Genomic DNA, 18224 nt, shown 5'->3' on the forward strand with positions numbered 1-18224 from the left:
GGGGCTAGGCCGCCGCACACTCTCCGCACAGCTGCGTCGTGTCGCGGCAGCCCTCGCAGCTCAGGTACTGGGTGCGGCACTCGGGCTCATTGGCACAGTTGTAGAACTGGTTCGTGGCGTCACCGCAGTGCGTGCAGTGGCCGAGCTGGACGAAGTTCGGGTCATCGGGTGCGCCGAACTCGGTGTGCATGCGCTTGTCAAAGACGTAGAGCGAGCCCTCCCACAGCCCGTCATTGCCGAACTTCTCGCCGTAGCGGACGATGCCGCCGTCGATTTGGTAGACCTCGTTGAACCCGCGGTTGATCATCAGGCTGGAGAGCACCTCGCAGCGGATGCCGCCCGTGCAGTACGAGATGACCGGGCGGTCCTTCATCCAGTCGTATTTGCCGCTTTCGAGCTCTGCAATGAAGTCGTGGGTGGTGTCCACATCCGGCACGACGGCATTTTTGAAGCGGCCGATTTCCGCCTCCCGGGCGTTGCGGCCGTCGAAAAATACGGCGTCCGGGTTGGCATCGACAAGCTCGTTGACCTGCTCTGGCGAAAGGTGAACCCCTCCCCCGATGACCCCGTCCTCGCCGACGGTGAGCTCGTCCGGGGCGCCGAAGGCGACGATCTCATCGCGGGCTTTAACGCTGAGTTTGGGGAAGCTGTCGCGCCCACCCTCCGACCACTTGAATTCAATGCCGGAGAAGTACTCCTTGGTCTTGCGCGCGTACGTCTTGCACGCGCGGATGTCGCCGCCGACGGTGCCGTTGATACCGTGCGGGGAGACGATAATCCTCCCGTGCAGGTCCAGCCCTTCGCACAGGTCGCGCTGCCAGAGGCGGACGGCGTCCGGGTCGGCGATGGGCTGGAACTTGTAGTACAGGAGGATCTTGCCGGTCATACCAAGAGTCTATGACCGGTACCGGGCGCGAGGCTATTCGTCGATGCGGTTGCCCTCGTCGTCGTAGCGGAAAAAGCCCTCGCCCGACTCGACACCGATCCGGCCGTCCTCGATCATCTGCTTCACAATGACAGCGAAGTCCTTCTTCCACTCCTCCTGACTGTCCTCGGACTCGTTGACGGAAAGCACCGTGCGCAAGCCCACGACATCCATGATCTCGAACGGCCCGGCCGGCGAACCGGTGGAGTTGCGCCAGTCGCGGTCGATGTCCGCGGGCTCGGCAACATCGTTGGCCAGAAGGTACTGGCCCGCCTGGAGGAAGGGCACCAGAAGCGTATTCACGATGTAGCCCGGCTGTTCCTTCTTCAGTTTCACCGGCACCATCTTGATCGCTTCCGCGAACTCGACGAGGACATCGACGAGTGCCGGGTCGGTACCATCGTGCGGCATGATCTCGGCGGTGTTGTTGACCCAGATGTGGTTGGCAAAGTGCAGCGCGAGGAAGCGCGACGGGTCCCCGGTAGCCTCCGCAAACGAGCTGGGAAGCAAAGTAGAGGTATTGGTAGCAAAGACGGCATTGTCCGGCGCGGCCTTGCCGACGCGGGCCCAGGTGTCCTTTTTGATCTCTAGCTTCTCGGGCACGGCCTCGATAACGAGATCAGCATCCTTTACCGCATCCTCTAGGTCTGAGCTCTGGCGCAGGCGTTCCCGGCCTTCCGCGACGGTGTCCGCGGTGACATCGTCAAGCTCCGCCGCCATTTGCTTTCCAAACGTGTCGAAGCGCTTCTTCGCGGCCTCAAGCGCGTCGTCATTGATGTCATAGGAGACGACGTTAAAGCCACGGACTGCCGTGACCAGGGCAATTTGCGCGCCGAGAACTCCGGCGCCGAGGACTGTGACGTTGGTTATGTTCATGGCCGCGAGTGTACGCTCGGCCGGAGCATCTGGCTTGGCTTCAGCGGGGGGCTACAGCGGGAAGGACCTAAACGCGATCGCGTACTCGGTCCCCAGTGCCTCTCCCCCGGCGCGGGCAGCGTCGCCGATGATGTCTTCGGGTTTCGCGTGATCTGGTAGCGCGGCGAGGTAGACCTCGTGTGAAGAGAGGGAGTCGATACCTGCCCGCACGTGCTCGTGAGCGATCTCCACCGCGCACGTGGGCGACGGGTGTCCAGTGATAAGCAACAGTGAGGCCTGGTGTTTCTCACCGGCATCAGGAAAGAGGAACTCGTTGCCGGCGTCGCGCACGGCATCAAGCGCCACGAGTCCGGCGACGCGGTGGTCGGCCTGGTTCAAACCCCAGGGAACCACGGTATCGAAGTTCTGGGTGAGCACTACTGTGGGTTTGACCTTACGAATCTCACGCGCGACCGCTTCGCGCAGCTCAAGCCCGTAGGTCAACATCCCGTCCGGGAAGTCGAGGATGGTGAGGTTAACCGCGCCCACGCACGCACATGCCTCGCGCTGTTCCCGGGTCCGCACGCGGGCGGTCTCCGCTGGGGCCGATCCGGCGATGCCGTGCTCGCCGTGGGTGAGCAGGAGATAGGAGACCTCGACTCCGTCCGCGGCCCATTTCGCCACGGCGGCCGAGGCCCCATATTCCATATCGTCAGGGTGGGCGACCACCGCCAGTACGCGGTCGTCGGCGGTCAGGTCTAGGCGCTCCATCGATGTCATGCGCCCCACCCTACGTGGACTAACGCTTGTGGTAGAGCGCCTTCTTCCAGTACTCCGGGTCGGAGGTCACCATCACGCCGAGGCTGCGGAAGATGCCTTCATCGACGGAGCCCAGGATGGTCGTGGCGTGGGCGTCGCAGCCGCGCAACTTGGGCAGCTGTTCAAGGGCGCGCGCCGCGTCCGGGTTGTCGGCGGCAGAGGCCGACAGGGCGATAAGCACCTCATCGGTGTGCAGGCGCGGGTTGCGTGAGCCGAGGTACGTCGTCTTCAACGACTGGATCGGCTCGATCGACGTCGGCGAGAGCAGGTGCACCGCATCATCCAGCCCGGCGAGCTGCTTGAGCGCGTTGAGCAGCACGGCCGCGGACGGGCCGAGCAGGTCGGAGGTCTTGCCAGTGACGATGTCGCCTCCGGGAAGCTCGAGAGCGACACCCGGCTCGCCGGTCTGCGTGGCGACGGCGCGCGCCGGCGCGACCACGAGCCGGTCCTCGACGGAGCACTCGGCTTTGCGCATAACGCGGTAGATGCGATCGGAGATGGTGGAATCGGTGTCGTCGCGGCGTTCCTCGACAAGCGTCTTGAGGTAGCGGCGGATGATCTCCTGGTTCGCGGCGTGGCGGCAGGCGGCGTCGTCAGAGATGCAGTAGCCCGCCATGTTGACGCCCATGTCGGTCGGCGACTGGTAAGGCTCCTCGCCGGTGACCTCCTTGAGCAGGGCCTTAAGCAGCGGGAAGACCTCAATGTCACGGTTGTAGCTCGAGACCTTCTCGCCGTAGGCCTCGAGGTGGTACTGGTCGATGACGTTGATGTCGTCCAGATCCGCGGTCGCAGCCTCGTAGGCCAGGTTGACCGGGTGGCTCAGCGGCAGGTTCCAGATTGGGAACGTCTCGAACTTCGCGTAACCAGTCGGGATGCCGCGCTTGTGCTCGTGGTAGATCTGGCTCAGGCAGGTGGCCAGCTTGCCGGACCCCGGGCCCGGCGCGGTCATCACGATCAGATCGCGGCTGGTTTCCGCGTATTCGTTGATCCCGAGGCCACTCTCCGAAACGATCGCCGCGGTGTCGTTCGGGTAGCCCGGGATGACGCGGTGGCGAGAGACCTTCAAGCCGAGGCGGGTGAGGCGCTCGATGAACTGCTCCACCTGCGGGGTGCCGTCCTCTACCTGGGTGACCACGACGTTTTCCGCGAGGAACCCGAGGTCGCGGAATGCGTCGATAAGCCGGAGCACGTCGTCTTCGTAGGTGATACCGAGGTCGGCGCGAATTTTTTGGCGGAGGATGTCGCTGGCGTTGACGCACACCATGATCTCGACTTCGTCCTTAATGCGCTCGAGCATGGCGATTTTATTGTCCGGGGTGAACCCGGGCAGGACGCGTGAGGCGTGGTGGTCGTCGAAAAGCTTGCCACCCATTTCCAGGTAGAGCTTTCCCCCGATTGCGCTGCGTCGGGCACTGATGTGCTCCGACTGCAATTCGATGTATTTTTCCCGGTCAAAACCAACAGTGTATGGCAACGGTGCCATCCTTTCGCGTCCGACAACGCCTCAAAAGCTTAGCGTGCCCGGCGCGATTTCTTCGCCTCCGGGCACGCCAGTTCGCGTCGGCTTACAGGCCGTACTTCTCCTTGAATTCGCGACGGCGCGAGTGAAGGATCGGCTCGGTGTAACCGGACGGCGACTCGGTGCCCTTAAAGATCAGGTCCTTCGCCGCCTGGAACCCGATGGACTCATCAAAGTTCGGAGCCATCGGACGGTAGGCGGCGTCGCCCTCGTTTTGCTTATCGACGACCTCCGCCATCCGCTCCAGAGACTCAAGCACCTCGTCCTTCGTGACCACACCATGGGTGATCCAGTTAGCCAGGATCTGGGAGGAGATGCGCAGGGTCGCGCGGTCCTCCATCAGGTCGACGTTGTGGATGTCGGGCACCTTGGAGCAGCCCACGCCCTGTTCGACCCAACGGATCACGTAACCGAGGATGGACTGGCAGTTGTTGTCTACCTCCTCGCGCTTTTCCTCGTCGGACCAGTTCGCGTCCGTGGCGACGGGGACGGTGAGCAGGTCCTTCAGGCTGTCGCGGCGGCCCTGCTGGCGCAGCTCGTCCTGGACGGCCTTGACGTCAACCTGGTGGTAGTGGGTGGCGTGCAGGGTGGCGCCGGTCGGCGAGGGCACCCACGCGGTGTTCGCACCCTCCTTGGGCTGGCCGATCTTCTTGTCCACCATGGCAGCCATGTGCTCAGTTTCGGCCCACATGCCCTTGCCAATCTGGGCGCGGCCCGGCAGTCCGTGCTCGAGGCCAGCGTCGACGTTGTTGTTCTCGTACGCCTGCTTCCACGGTGCGGTCTGCAGGTCCGCCTTGCGAACAAACGGGCCGGCGTACATAGAGGTGTGGATCTCGTCACCGGTGCGGTCGAGGAAGCCGGTGTTGATGAACACGAGGCGGTCGGCGGCGTTGACAATGCAGGCGTCGAGGTTGACGGAGGTGCGGCGCTCCTCGTCCATAACTCCGACCTTGACGGTGTGCTGCGGCAAGCCGAGCAGGTTTTCCACGTAGTCGAAGATGTCGTTGGTGAACGCCACCTCGTCCGGGCCATGCTGCTTCGGCTTGACGATGTACATCGAGCCGGTGCGGGAGTTACGGTGCGGGTTGACCTCGCGCAGGCCCGGGATGGCGGCGGCGACGGTGATGAGGGCGTCGAGAAGCCCCTCGGGCACCTCTTCACCGTCGACGAGGATGGCCGGGGTGGTCATGAGGTGGCCGACGTTGCGGCACAGCATCATCGCGCGGCCGTGCAAGCGGACCTCCTCGCCGCTGGTGGAGGTGTAGGTGATGTCGTCCTTCTGAACGCGCGTGAAGGACTTCTCGCCCTTGGCCACGGTCTCCGCGATGTCGCCCTTGTTCAGGCCGAACCAGGTGGCGTAGGCCGCAGCCTTGTCGGCGCCGTCGACTGCAGAGGAGGAGTCCTCGAAGTCCATGATGGAGCTCACCGCGGACTCGAGCAGGACGTCCTTGACGTGCGCCTTGTCGGTGGAACCCACCGGGTGCTCGGCGTCGATCTGAATGATGAGGTGCAGGCCGTTGTTGCGCAGCACGATGCCCTCGGGGGCATCCTCGCTGCCCTGGTATCCGACGTAGGCCTCGGGGTTGGTGAGTCCAACCTCGTTGCCGCCAACAATGGCAACAAACGTTCCGCCAGTAACGGAGTACTTCTCCACGTCCGCGTGCGATGCCCCGTCGAGGGGGACGGCTTTGTCCAAGAAGTCGCGTGCCCAGGCGATGACCTTGTCGCCACGCACCGGGTTGTAGCCCGTGCCAGGCTCGGCTCCGCCGTCCTCCGGGATGACATCGGTGCCGTAGAGCGCGTCGTAAAGCGATCCGTAGCGCGCGTTCGCTGCGTTGATGGCAAAGCGGGCGTTAGTAATCGGCACGACGAGCTGGGGGCCGGCGACGTCGGCGAACTCAGTGTCCACGTCGGCAGTGCGGATCTGTGCGTCGCGCGGCTGCTCAACGAGGTATCCGATCTCGTGCAGGAACTTCTCGTGCTCGACCGGATCCGGCTGCCCCGGGTTGGCGCGGTAGTAATCGTCCAGCTGCGCCTGAAGCTCATCGCGGCGGGCGAGCAGCTCCTTGTTGCGTGGGGAAAGCTCAGCGAAGTATTCCGCTGCCTTCGCCCAGAACTGCTCGGCGCTCAGACCGGTCTCCTTCTCAATCTCGGGCAGAAGGTCATTGGTAACGAAGTCGTACAGCGGCTGGGCCACCTGCAGGCCGGCCACCTCAACACGCTGGGTTTGGTCGGTGGATCCGGAGGCGGATTCTTTCGGAGAAGAGCTCATGAGTGACTCGATCCTTTCGCTGAAACGTAAAGCAGCAAAGACTTGTGTTAGCTGCTCGGTACTAGCCGAGGTTAGTGACGCCGATCACGCAAGTAAACGGTTTTGGCCGACTCGGGCGCGCCATCACCCCCATAATGACACTTTTTCGTCCCCTCATTGCCCGGTTTTTTACCCCCGCTTCGCGCGGCGTTCGCGGCTGGCTTTGCTAGACACACCCGCCCTTAGCTGCCAATGTGCACGTTTTCCCGTGGGCGGAGGCGGTAGAAAGCTTTGCAAAATTAGCAGAAACGCCTTCTCCCCCCGCACGAAACATCACAATGAACATTCATTGACGGACCCCGATGGCGTATAGATACTCGTGTTATCGCCAACACAACGTGGCGTAGTTCACATAGATTAAGATTGAGTGCGTACGCGCACAGTCCGCACACAGTCCACGGAAAGGGACGAAACTATGACGACCAACACCGGTAAGGCCCGCACCGCAGCTGAGATCCAGAAGGACTGGGACGAGAATCCCCGCTGGGCCGGCGTCACCCGCGACTACACCGCCGAGCAGGTGGAGAAGCTCCAGGGCACCGTCGTCGAGGAGCACACCCTCGCACGCCGCGGCGCAGAGATCCTCTGGGAGGGCGTCAACCAGGGCGACGGCAACTACATCCACGCCCTCGGCGCTCTGACCGGTAACCAGGCCGTGCAGCAGGTCCGTGGTGGTCTGAAGGCCGTTTACCTTTCCGGTTGGCAGGTCGCCGGCGACGCTAACCTCGCCGGACACACCTACCCGGACCAGTCCCTGTACCCGGCCAACTCCGTGCCGAACGTCGTCCGCCGCATCAACAACGCCATGCTGCGCGCAGACGAGATCGCCCGCGTCGAGGGCGACGACTCCGTGGACAACTGGGTTGTCCCGATTGTCGCCGACGGTGAGGCCGGCTTCGGTGGCGCCCTGAACGTCTACGAGCTGCAGAAGGCCATGATTAACGCCGGTGCCGCCGGTACCCACTGGGAGGACCAGCTCGCTTCCGAGAAGAAGTGTGGCCACCTCGGCGGCAAGGTGCTCATCCCGACCCAGCAGCACATCCGCACCCTGACCTCCGCTCGTTTGGCTGCCGACGTTGCCAACACCCCGACGGTGATCATCGCCCGCACCGACGCTGAGGCCGCAACCCTCATCACCTCCGACGTCGACGAGCGCGACCAGCAGTTCCTCACCGGCGAGAAGTCCGCAGAGGGCTACTACTACGTGAAGAACGGCATCGAGCCCTGCATCGCCCGCGCGAAGTCCTACGCTCCCTACGCCGACCTCATCTGGATGGAGACCGGTACCCCGGACCTCGAGCTGGCCAAGAAGTTCGCCGAGGGCGTCAAGTCCGAGTTCCCGGACCAGCTCCTCGCCTACAACTGCTCCCCGTCCTTCAACTGGTCCAAGCACCTCTCCCCGGAGGAGATTGCGAAGTTCCAGAAGGAGCTCGGCGCCATGGGCTTCGCCTTCCAGTTCATCACCCTGGCTGGCTTCCACTCCCTCAACTACGGCATGTTCGACCTGGCTCACGGCTACGCACGCGAGGGCATGTCCGCCTTCGTCGACCTGCAGAACCGCGAGTTCAAGGCCGCCGAGGAGCGTGGCTTCACCGCCGTCAAGCACCAGCGCGAGGTTGGTGCCGGCTACTTCGACAGCATCGCCACCACCGTCGACCCGAACACCTCCACCGCAGCGCTGAAGGGCTCCACCGAAGAGGCCCAGTTCTAAGGGTTCTTATTGAGAACCTGATTGGACCCGGGGCTTCTCACACCCGGCCGTGACCGCGGCCAGGTGACTCCCGGGCCGCAACCACAAGGGGAAACCAGCCCGGCTAGGTTTCCCCTTTTTGCGTACCCCGCACTAGCCACCCAGCCCCCTACCCTGGCCCGACACGCCCTCCTTCCCCGCCCTACCCCACCTGACCGACGCACCCAACCGAGGAGATACAACCAATGCCCTCCTGTATGGCAACAGCGGATATCGCAGACCTCTACGGCGACCAGGATCAGCTGGCCAGCTGCGACCTTCAATTCACCAACTACGGCGGCAAGTCGTCGTTCTGCGGCGAGATTGTCACCATCACCTGCTTCCAAGACAACGGCCTGGTGAAAAAGACCCTCAACTCCCCCGGCAACGGCAAGGTCCTCGTTGTCGACGGCCACGGCAGCGTGCACACCGCGCTTATGGGCGACATGATCGCCCAGGCGGGCGTGGACAACGGGTGGGCCGGTGTAGTCATCAACGGCGCGATCCGCGACTCCGCGGAGGTGGCAAAAATGGACATCGGCTGCAAGGCGCTGGGCACCAACCCGCGCAAGTCCGCCAAGGACGGGGCGGGCCAGGTCAACGCGCGCGTGTCCCTCGGCGGGGTGGATTTCAACCCCGGGTACTTCCTCTACGCCGACGCTGACGGCATCGTGGTTACCCCGGAGCCCATCGACCACGACTAGTCGGTTTAGGCTGGTGGCATGCCCGAAGGCCATGTTCTCCACCGGCTCGCCCGCCACCTAAACGCGCACTACCGCGACGCGCCCCTCGACGTTTCCTCGCCGCAGGGGCGCTTCGACGCCTCGCTTGTCGACGCCACCTTGCTCACCCGCGCCGAAGCCTTCGGCAAGCACCTTTTCATCGCGTTCTCCTCCGGCCACACCATCCACATTCATTTGGGCTTGATCGGTTCGCTTCGCTTTGAGCCGGTTGACGATGTGTGGGGCCAGATCCGCCTGCGCATGAGCAACGGCTACCAGGCCGCGAACCTGCGCGGGCCGCAGACCTGCAGCTACATCTCCCCTGCCGAGCAGGCCGCGCTGATCGAGCGTCTCGGCGAGGATCCGCTGCGCACCGACGCCGATCCGGATCGTCTGTGGCAGCGCGTGCACGCCTCGCGCCGCTCCATCGGCTCGCTGTTGATGGACCAGAAGCTCTTCGCCGGGGTGGGCAATATTTACCGCGCCGAGCCCCTGTTCCGCTTGGGCCTCTCCCCTTATGTGCCGGGCCGTGACCTTACTCGGGAGGAGTTCGACGCCCTGTGGGACGATCTTGTGGAGCTCATGGCGTACGGATTGGAGCACGGCCGCATCGATACCGTGCGCGCCGAGCACCTGCCCGAGGCGATGGGCCGCGATGCCCGCGACGACGACCACGGCGGGGAGGTCTATGTTTACCGCCGCGCGGGCGAGCCCTGCCACGTGTGCGGCGCGGCGATTTCGGTGGCGAAGATGGAGGGGCGCAACCTGTTTTGGTGCCCGTCCTGCCAGGGCTGACCCGCCTTAGCTTCGCTGCGTAGCATGGCGGATATGTACTCCAAGGCCTACACCGCAGACGAGATCCGCGCGGCCGAGCAGCCGCTTCTGCGCGCCCAAGATTCGCCCGATCAGCTCATGAAGGCCGCCGCCCACGAAGTGTTCCGCGCGGCCGAGGCCATGCTCGATGCACCGTCGCGCGTGCTGCTGCTCGTGGGCAAGGGCGGCAACGGAGGAGACGCCCTCTACGCCGGCGCGGAGCTGGCCTTGGCTGGCCACCGCGTCGAGGCCTGGCTCGTCTTTGGCTCGGCCCACTCCCCCGCGCTCGAGGCGTTTACCAACGCCGGCGGCAGTGTCACCCACTCCCCCGAAGCGCCCTACGCATTGCTTATCGACGGCATCCTCGGCCTCGGCGGCGCCGGCAGCCTACCGGAGGAACTCGAGGGAATCTGTGGCACCGCCGAGAAGGTCCTCGCCGTCGACGTACCCAGCGGTGTCAGCGCCGATACCGGAGAGGCGGGCACGGTCCACATCACCGCGGACGCCACCGTCACCTTCGGCGGGTGGCGCCTCGCGCACGCGCTCGCCCCGGAGTGCGGCACCGCCTTGCTCTCTGACATTTCCGCAGGCTACGGCGCATTATCCGAGCAGCTCAGCAAGGTCGACCCGACCTTGATCGCCCGCTCTACGCTGCCGACAGACCAGTGGGCCGAGGGCTCGTGCCCTGCGGGCATTTCTGCGTTGGGCCCGGTGCGTTTCGGCTCGCTCGAGCCCGGCGCGCGCGATGACAAGTACACCGGGGGCGTCGTTGGCATCCGCGCGGGCAGCGGCACCTACCCCGGAGCTGCCGTGCTGTGCGCCTCCGGCGCGGTGGCGGCGACCTCGGCGATGGTGCGCTACGCCGGCCCCCAGGCCGCAGAGGTCGTGCGCGCACACCCGGAGGTCGTCGCGGCACCCGAGCTCGAGGCGACCGGCCGGGTTCAGGCGTGGGTGTTCGGCCCCGGCGCAGGCACCGACGAGACGGCTACCCGGGAGCTCGAGTGGCTATTGGGGCGCGAGGAGCCTGTGCTTATCGACGCCGATGGGCTAACCCTCCTCGCCACCCATGAGCACCTGCGCCACCTGCTGCGCGAGCGTGAGGCGTACACCGTGCTCACCCCGCACGACGGGGAGACGGCGCGCCTGTGCAAGGCGGCAGGCGTGGGGGAGTCCGACCGCCTCACGCAAGCCATTGAGCTCGCTGACCAGCTGAAATGCACGGTGCTGCGAAAGGGGAGGGCCACCATCATTGCGCTTCCCAACCAATCACATGGCACGGTCATCGACGCCGGGAATTCCTGGGCGGCCACGCCCGGATCGGGCGACGTGCTCGCTGGTGTGGCCGGGGCGCGTCTGGCTCGCGTCGCCAAGCGCATGGGCGAGCGCGCTGACAGCACTGACAGGGACGCCGTCGCCCGCGACGAGCTGGCACGCGCCGTGCAGGTGCACGGCCTGGCGGCCAAGCTCGCCGCCGCGACACGCTTCGGGGAGGCGCCGACCAGCGCGAGCGGCATCGCGGCCCACATCCGGGAGGCGACGGCGGCGCTGACCTATCCCGCCGTCTAGGTTGTTCGTGTGCCTTCCACCGCACCGATTCCCAACGCAGCGCTGCTAGTTTTTCACCTGAGCTACTAGCGCCTCGTAGTAGCGCGTGAACTCGGCGCGCAAAGCGTCGAAGTAGGCGCTGTTGGCACTGTTGGGCTCCACGGCCTCGCCGAAGGGCGCGACGGCGCGCTCGCCACCGGGCTGCAATTGCTCGAGGGCGATAAGCGCGGTGCCGCGCAGGGTGGTGCGCTTCATCACGAGGGGGACGACGGCGATGGAGGTAGCGTCGGCAAGCACATGCAGCCATTCGGGGTAGGCGGCGACGACGCCTCCGGAGGCGACAACGCGCTCGGGGCGCGCGCCGGCCTGGGCGAGTTGGTCGAGGACGCGCTCGTAGGACAGCGCAATGCCGTCGACGATGCCGCGCCACATCTCCAGCGGGCCCGTCGCTGCCGTTACCTGCGCAAACGATGCGGTGGCACCCGAGGCCCAGCCGGTGGCTCGCTCCCCAGAGAAGAACGGCAGAACGAACGGCGCGGCCGCCGGGGGAGTCCGCAGGACCTCGGCAAGCTCGTGCTTATCGACGCCCACCAGCACCCGCTCCGCCCACTCCAAAGCGCGGCCGACATCGTTGAGCGCCCCGCCGAGGATCGCCTGGTTACGCCCGAGGCGGTAGCACCACAGGCCGTGGGGGATAGTGGCAGGAACCTCGCGGACAATCACGCGCGCGGCACCGGAGGTCGCCGCGGCGACGGCGACGGTGGACTCGTCGGTCCCGCCCGCCCCGATATTGGAGGCCCACCCGTCGGGCACGCAATGGAACCAGGGGATCGCGTCGAGGGCGTCCCATTCGGTGGACGCCGGTGTGGCGGGTTCGTCGGGGCCGCACAACGGCTGGAACATGCTGGCCGGGGTGCCGGTGGCCTCGAGGATGGCGTGGTCGAGCCTGCCGGTGTGCGCGTCGCAGATTCCGGACCAGGCCGCCATGGACGTCGCCATACCCTCGATCCCGGCCAGCTGCAGGTAGACGTACTCGCCGAGGGTGAGAACCTTTGCTGCGCGGTCCCACTCGGGCAGGGTCTGGGCCCAGAGCAGACGGGCGGGGTGGTAGCTGGTGTGCAGGCGTACCCCTGTGCGCTGGTGGTAGGCGGCCTCGTCGACGCCGCGGCGGACCAACTCAGCGACGTAGTCGCGGCTGCGGGCGTCGGCGTAGGTGGCGCAGGGGGTCAGCGCCCGGCCGTCGGCGTCGACGAGGATAAAGCTGGAGGCAAATGAATCCATCGCCACCGCGTCGACGGGTATCCCGTGGTGGGCGGCGTATTCGACGATGCCGTCGATGATCTCGCGGCACTCGTCCACAACCTGGTCGGCGTGGATGGTGCTCGCGCCGTCCGCGGTCACGGTGAACTGATGGGCGATGCGCTGCTTGGAGCCTTTGAGTGGGCACCCGGTGGCGTCGTAAAGCGCTCCGCGGCTCGCGCCACTGCCGACGTCGAGAGCGAGGACGAACGGGCCGCGGCCAGCCTCGGGCCGGATGGACATCGTCGGGATCTTCCGTGCAGAGCTCACGGGGCCCGATTCTAATCAGCGGTTACACCCGGGCGGGCTCATCGGCGGTGACACGGCCGTCGCGCACGCGCACCACCCGGTCCTCGGTGGAAATCAGGGAGCGGTCGTGGGTGACGAAGGCACCGGCGATGCCGCGCTCGGTGACCAGGGTGCGCAGCAGGTTTACGATTTCGTGGGAGCGCTCGGAGTCGAGTGCTGCGGTGGGTTCGTCGGCCAGGATCAGCGCCGGATCCCCCATGAGAGCACGCGCGATGCCGACGCGCTGGCGCTGGCCGCCGGAAAGCTGCTGCATCCGGCGGTCGCCGAGCCCATCCAGGCCGACGGCGCAAAGCAGCTCGTCGGCGCGCTCCCGGCGGGGCGTGACCCCGAGGATGTGGTCGGTGACCAGCAGCTGGTCGCGCACGCTGAGTGCGCCGATCAGGTTGGCCTGCTGGAAGATCATTCCGATTTTCTCCAGGCGGATCTTGTCGCTGACGGGTGTGCCGCTGACGAGCACCTCGCCGGAGTCCGGGGTGAGCAGGCCCGCCGCGGCGGAGAGCAGGGTGGACTTGCCGGAGCCGGACTCGCCGAGGATGAAGGTGAGGTGGCCCGGGGCGGCCTCGAAGTTGATGTTGTCCAGCGCGGTGAGGCGCTCTTGGCCGTCCTGGAAAGTGACGGTGACGTTTTTCATGCTGAGCATTTACGCGATACCTCCCAGTGCGAGCTGCGGTTCGATCTTGGTGATGGAGCGGGTGGCCAGCCAGGCACCGGCCATGCCGAGCAGCCACAGGGCCAGCGGCGGGCCGACAATGGACAGGACACTCAGGCTGAACGGCGCGACCTTCGCGGCCGCCATGCCCAGCCCCAGTGCGATGACCGCGCCCGCGGCGACACCGACGAGCAGGATCACGCCGGCCTGGCCGAGCGCGTCGCGGCGCAGGTAGGAATTCGAGGCGCCGATGGCCTTCAGGATGGCCAGGTCACGGGTGCGCTGGATGGTCCACACGGTGAGGAACGCGACGGTGACCAGAGCGGCGATGGCGTAGAGGAAGCCCTGAATCATCAACAACGAACCCTGCTCGGAGCCGTAGGCCGGCAGAGCGTTGAAGGACGCGCTCAGCGTCATGCCCGAATCGTCGTTGTTGAGCAGCACCGTGCCCTCGGCGTCGGTGTGCATCGCCTGCTGCCAGGTCGCAGTCGGCACCCAGATGACGGGGGAGTGCGAATAATAAAGGTCATCAACAACCGCGCTCACGCTTGTCGACGCCCCACCAACCGCAACCTCCTCACCCTCGGCGAGATCCAGGCCGCGCGAGGCAACCGCTTCGGCGCCGAGCGTCTGGCCGCCGGGCAGCACGGTGCCCTCCGGCAGGCCGAGCACGGCCACCGACTCCTCGGTGCCGTCGGCTTTCTTCATCAGCGTCTGACCTGTGCCGAGCGGGGTGGCGTCAGCGGTGCCGTCGACACGCGAAGTGGTGTAAGAGGGCTCGTCCTGGTTCTGGAACGTGACGGACACGGGGTTGAGCGCCTCGAGAGCGGACGTGTTTTGCTTGGCCAAACCGGCCGTCAGCCCGGTGAGCATGACCACGAGCAGCGTGATCAGCCCGACGACGCCTACGATGAGGCCGAAGCGCCCCTTGGCGGATGTGATTTCCCTGATTCCTACGAACATGCCCCAATTGTGGCCGTGAGCAGGGGTTTGAGACATCGGGCGAGTGGTTGAAAAGCGGGTCAACCGATCGGTTGATCAGGTGGTGGGGGAGTCGAGCTCGCAGGACCTACGACGTGACCTACCTGAAGATTCCTGTCCCTTCTTGGGCGTATGAGGCGCAGAATGGCGGTCTGAGATGTGCTGGGGCGCTACGATCGCCCCAGCACACGTACCTACTCGGACCTTCGAGCTTCCCCCGAATTGATTGAAGACCAACCTAGCTTCGATCGACCTTGATGAATGGCAGGATCCATGTTCTATAGCCCGTTTTGGGATGATTTTTGCACCAACCAAGAGATCTCATCTTTCCACGAGTACACCGACCCTCTCAGAGAGGGAGTCCTGGGCACTCTGCTTAAGAGAAACATGAGTTCGATCGTCTCCTACGACTGCGTGTACACAGATCCACCGAATCACCCCGCAGAACGCCTCCACGTCGAGGCGCACCCGGGACAATCGGACTACTCGATCTACCTCAATGGCATATTCCTGCGCCATCTCGGTCCCACGGTTGAGGACGGCAAAATCGTTCCTGTAAGAGCACTTACTCCCGGGCCGGGAGATCCCCACTCGCTTCTACTTCCTGGTTCCTTCCCGGAATTCTGGGGAGAAAGTTGGAACGATCAACGGTCATATTTCTATCCCCGTTCGTTCACGTTGGCGCAGGATCGTTACCTTCGCATCATCAGTTACAGCGATGACGATTTCGTCCGTATTGGACGATGGCATGAGATGGTCATCGATAAGAGGTTTTCTGTTGTTGTCCTGTACGCGGGCCATTTCGACGAAGGTGTCTACCACGTTATGCGCATGACCCGACTGAAACAGATAGATAACATTCGATACGGCCAGGTGCTGGAGGAAACGTATAAGTGGGGCCTTCTAGGCTAGAAAAGCCCAAGTTTACACTGAACAGGGGCGGAGAAGTTGAGGTAAGGAGCAAGCCTCACACAAACTGCACTGAAAGAGTACTTAAGGTGACACACGCTAATACGTTGCGGTACGAGTGCTTTACTCAGTGGCGAGAAGCGCCCAACTTGAGAGGTAGCTATGATCCCAACCCAAGTTACAATTGCGATCAAATATCCGGCCTTCCGTATGAGTACTCAACATTAGACCTAGAGCAGGATTGTGCTGGTAGGGATGTGGAAACCTGGTTCATCGGGGTAACAGAGGGAAAGATTATTACCACGACGGGCACGTTTGACGCACGCGTGTCTACCAAACCCACCCGCGTAGGCTGTAAAATCCCCGGCAATGACTAACAACGCTCCCCGGGTTGTTCCCCAGCCTCGTATCTATCTGGCGTATGTGACACGTTTTCGCCTAGATACTCCCCGCCATCCGCGAGAAATCCTGGCTGGGGCTAGTTTCGAGGAAACAACGGTCCTCGACTGGATCGATGAGGGGAAACGGATAAACCACGATATTTGGTACGAGGACATTCCTATCGATGATTACCCTCATTCCGGTGCCGCACCGCGTGAAATCCTCGTCCAATTCACCGGCCCCTTTATGGATGAAGACCCCTGGAACCGGGATCTCCAATGGTCGAATCCGGTAGGGCGTAAGGCTCGTGTCCCAGGGGATTTCCTGGGAATCGTGCGTCCCCAACCTGAACGGGAAGGAACACTAAACGAACTCGGCTACTTAGGCGATAACATGTACCTGTGGCGGGTCCCATGCCCATGGGAGAGTCGTTTCTTGCTGTCGCCGTTCACAGAAAAAAATAACGAAAGCATTAATTATGGCCGCCCTTACTCAGTTTGAGTATCGTTGAAAAGCCCGTAGATTTTGATGACCTGACAGCGAAAAAGTTTTTGACCAGTACGCCGGAGAATTAGGAAAAGGATGGTGGAGATAATGACAGCAACATACACCGTCACCGCAGAACGCGGCACCGGAAACGTCTGGGCACTCGAATGTGCTGACGTTGGTGCAGTTTAGCAGACTAAGCGACTTGACCAGGCTGCCGATGAGATGCGGGAGGCGATCGCATACCAAGCTGGGATCAGTCCCGAAGACATGGAGATCCGCGTTGAGGTAATCCTCCCTACTGGCATTGCTGAGTTGAAGCTCCAGGCAGATCAACAACGAGCTGAAGCAGAAGCAGCTCAACAGGATTCGCAAGCAAGTAGTCGAAACCTTGCTTCTGCCATGAAAGCGATAGGATTCACCGTCCGAAATATGGGTCACATCCTCGGAGTTTCGTATCAACGCGCAGCGAAGCTAGCTGCCCGTTGACTTCCCCGTAAGACCAATAAGAACGTGTTCACCCTCGATCTCTGCAGCGAAGTGCCCTATTAGTTGCCAACTACGATCCTATTCTGGATCGATAATGGCGTTTGAGACCTCACTTAGAGTTCCAGTGTCGGGGGCGAGATCTCCGTCGTTTATGCGACCAGCATAGAGCTCTTCGCCAATTGCCTTGAGGGGGTTAAACATTTGTTTGTTGATTGCCGTATCGGAGTTGACCTCGCAGGCATCTACAGCTACGGACAAGGTGATCCGATCACCTATTTCACGACATTCTGTTAACACTGCTGTGGAGATTTTCGAGTTATCGCGCAACGTGTACCTTAAAGTTCTCAGTCCGTTCAAGGGGAGATAGGGAGTGAAAGTTGCGTTAATCGAAGACTTAGCGGGGAAAGATATCGTTGCGCCCCATAAGGTCTTTTAGTCGCTACAACAGTAAAGAAACCTGCTAGCGAGATACCGCCAGCAGGTTTGGGGATTAGTAAAAGCCGCCAAGAAGGAGTTATCGGCGCACAGACTTTTTATTCTTACGGGTCCACATGAATGATCCAATGACGACGAAAGGGGCACTTGCAAGAAGAAGATAGAAAAGGATTATCATAGCACTCCTTAGTTACATACCTTACTATCAGCCCATGCTTCCAGAGCCGCAAAACTTCCGGAGGCACCGGCCGCGTAGCCTAGTTGCTCGGCGGTCATTTCCACACCGGCAATGACGGCTACTTCTCCTGGGCCGAGAGCTGCCGCCATAGCAAAGAGGGCAGCTGACCCCATACCGAACAAGACTGTAGCTACCGATGTTGCACAAATAGAGCGTTCTTCGTCGGCCGGAGATGTGACTATCAACCGGCCAGATTGCTTTGTGACAGAAATACCTTCGCGCAGGCGAGGACTTTCCCCGTCTTTCAATGACGAGAAATCACTGGTTCGTGGCTGAGTGACAGTGGGGGAACCCTGTGGTGATGTGGTTGGGTGGGATCGGCTCGTGCTGGATCTGGATCTGGCCGATCTCCACACCCGACGGGTACGGACGATTCACGTGGCAGGTCGACATGAAACGCAGAACAATGTCCGCCCACCGCTTCGCCCTCCTTCTCCACATGGGAGAGGAAGTACCCCCCGGGCACATCGGAGAACACGCCTGCTGCGAACCTTTGTGCGTGCGCGTGCACGAGCGGCATCTGCGCACATCTACCCAAGCCGAGAACATCGACTACGCCGTCTTCCGGGGACGCCACATCGGCAACCGCCGCGGGGCGGGAAGTGAGTCCCGGGCGCAGCGCTCCCTTCTCGTCCGCGAAGCGGTACGCCACGGATGGGATGAAGACGCCCTGCGAGCCGCCCGCGCTGGAATTGTCCACGACCCCGGGCAGATTCCCCTATGGTGAAAAACGGCAACGGATAACATTGGATTGCCGAATAGCGCCAAAACAGCCCCCAGCAACGCGGGGGCTGTTTTGGTATGTAGAAG

15 protein-coding genes are annotated in these 18224 nt (G+C 63.2%); 7 read left to right on the forward strand and 8 right to left on the reverse strand.

Annotated features, from left to right (window positions below; translation table 11 throughout):
* Positions 1–4 precede the first annotated feature (4 nt).
* From VVR41_RS09310 to VVR41_RS09330, 5 genes are all read right to left on the reverse strand, one after another.
* The gene (locus tag VVR41_RS09310; RefSeq protein ID WP_368524531.1) at positions 5–886 is read right to left on the reverse strand and encodes a rhodanese-related sulfurtransferase; all 882 of its coding nucleotides are present in this window, start codon (positions 884–886) and stop codon (positions 5–7) included.
* Between the two features lie 33 nt (positions 887–919).
* On the reverse strand, positions 920–1801 hold the full coding sequence (locus tag VVR41_RS09315) for a 3-hydroxyacyl-CoA dehydrogenase (protein WP_368524532.1): 882 nt from the start codon (positions 1799–1801) through the stop codon (positions 920–922).
* A gap of 51 nt (positions 1802–1852) precedes the next feature.
* The gene (locus tag VVR41_RS09320) at positions 1853–2560 is read right to left on the reverse strand and encodes a PIG-L deacetylase family protein (protein WP_368524533.1); all 708 of its coding nucleotides are present in this window, start codon (positions 2558–2560) and stop codon (positions 1853–1855) included.
* Between the two features lie 19 nt (positions 2561–2579).
* Complete coding sequence (locus tag VVR41_RS09325) at positions 2580–4073, reverse strand: DUF1846 domain-containing protein (protein ID WP_368524534.1); 1494 nt, start codon at positions 4071–4073, stop codon at positions 2580–2582.
* A 91-nt stretch (positions 4074–4164) separates the two neighbouring features.
* Positions 4165–6390 (reverse strand): malate synthase G, encoded by a 2226-nt coding sequence (locus VVR41_RS09330; RefSeq protein WP_368524535.1) that lies wholly within the window; start codon positions 6388–6390, stop codon positions 4165–4167.
* A 454-nt stretch (positions 6391–6844) separates the two neighbouring features.
* On the opposite strand from VVR41_RS09330, the gene aceA reads away from it, so the two are divergent.
* The 4 genes from aceA to VVR41_RS09350 all read left to right on the forward strand — a co-directional run bounded on the left by aceA (position 6845) and on the right by VVR41_RS09350 (position 11259).
* On the forward strand, positions 6845–8140 hold the full coding sequence (gene aceA / locus VVR41_RS09335; RefSeq protein WP_321100992.1) for an isocitrate lyase: 1296 nt from the start codon (positions 6845–6847) through the stop codon (positions 8138–8140).
* Positions 8141–8376: 236 nt separating this feature from the next.
* The gene (rraA, locus tag VVR41_RS09340; protein WP_368524536.1) at positions 8377–8862 is read left to right on the forward strand and encodes a ribonuclease E activity regulator RraA; all 486 of its coding nucleotides are present in this window, start codon (positions 8377–8379) and stop codon (positions 8860–8862) included.
* Between the two features lie 18 nt (positions 8863–8880).
* Entirely contained in the window at positions 8881–9675 is a 795-nt protein-coding gene (locus VVR41_RS09345) for an Fpg/Nei family DNA glycosylase (RefSeq protein WP_368524537.1), read from the forward strand.
* 33 nt (positions 9676–9708) lie between these two features.
* Positions 9709–11259 (forward strand): bifunctional ADP-dependent NAD(P)H-hydrate dehydratase/NAD(P)H-hydrate epimerase, encoded by a 1551-nt coding sequence (locus tag VVR41_RS09350; RefSeq protein ID WP_368524538.1) that lies wholly within the window; start codon positions 9709–9711, stop codon positions 11257–11259.
* A 45-nt stretch (positions 11260–11304) separates the two neighbouring features.
* Here VVR41_RS09350 and VVR41_RS09355 read toward each other — a convergent pair whose 3' ends face one another.
* Genes VVR41_RS09355 through VVR41_RS09365 form a run of 3 tightly spaced genes read right to left on the reverse strand, consistent with a single transcriptional unit; the run spans position 11305 to position 14458 of the window.
* Positions 11305–12780, reverse strand: coding sequence for an FGGY-family carbohydrate kinase (locus VVR41_RS09355; protein WP_368524545.1), 1476 nt, complete (start codon positions 12778–12780; stop codon positions 11305–11307).
* Between the two features lie 49 nt (positions 12781–12829).
* Positions 12830–13486: an ABC transporter ATP-binding protein gene (locus VVR41_RS09360; protein ID WP_368524539.1), complete on the reverse strand. Its 657-nt coding sequence runs from the start codon at positions 13484–13486 to the stop codon at positions 12830–12832.
* Positions 13487–14458 carry an ABC transporter permease gene (locus tag VVR41_RS09365; RefSeq protein WP_368524540.1) on the reverse strand — a complete coding sequence of 324 codons (972 nt, stop codon included), beginning with the start codon at positions 14456–14458 and terminating at the stop codon, positions 13487–13489.
* Positions 14459–14863: 405 nt separating this feature from the next.
* Here VVR41_RS09365 and VVR41_RS09370 point away from each other — a divergent pair, with 405 nt between their 5' ends.
* The 3 genes from VVR41_RS09370 (at position 14864) to VVR41_RS09380 (ending at position 18141) form a co-directional block, all read left to right on the forward strand.
* Entirely contained in the window at positions 14864–15388 is a 525-nt protein-coding gene (locus tag VVR41_RS09370) for a hypothetical protein (protein ID WP_368524541.1), read from the forward strand.
* A gap of 366 nt (positions 15389–15754) precedes the next feature.
* On the forward strand, positions 15755–16267 hold the full coding sequence (locus VVR41_RS09375) for a hypothetical protein (protein WP_368524542.1): 513 nt from the start codon (positions 15755–15757) through the stop codon (positions 16265–16267).
* A gap of 1646 nt (positions 16268–17913) precedes the next feature.
* Positions 17914–18141 carry a hypothetical protein gene (locus tag VVR41_RS09380; protein WP_368524543.1) on the forward strand — a complete coding sequence of 76 codons (228 nt, stop codon included), beginning with the start codon at positions 17914–17916 and terminating at the stop codon, positions 18139–18141.
* The last annotated feature ends 83 nt before the right edge of the window (positions 18142–18224 follow it).

It is taken from the genome of Corynebacterium sp. LK2510 (genome assembly GCF_040946405.1).
In the GTDB taxonomy this organism is placed as follows: domain Bacteria; phylum Actinomycetota; class Actinomycetes; order Mycobacteriales; family Mycobacteriaceae; genus Corynebacterium.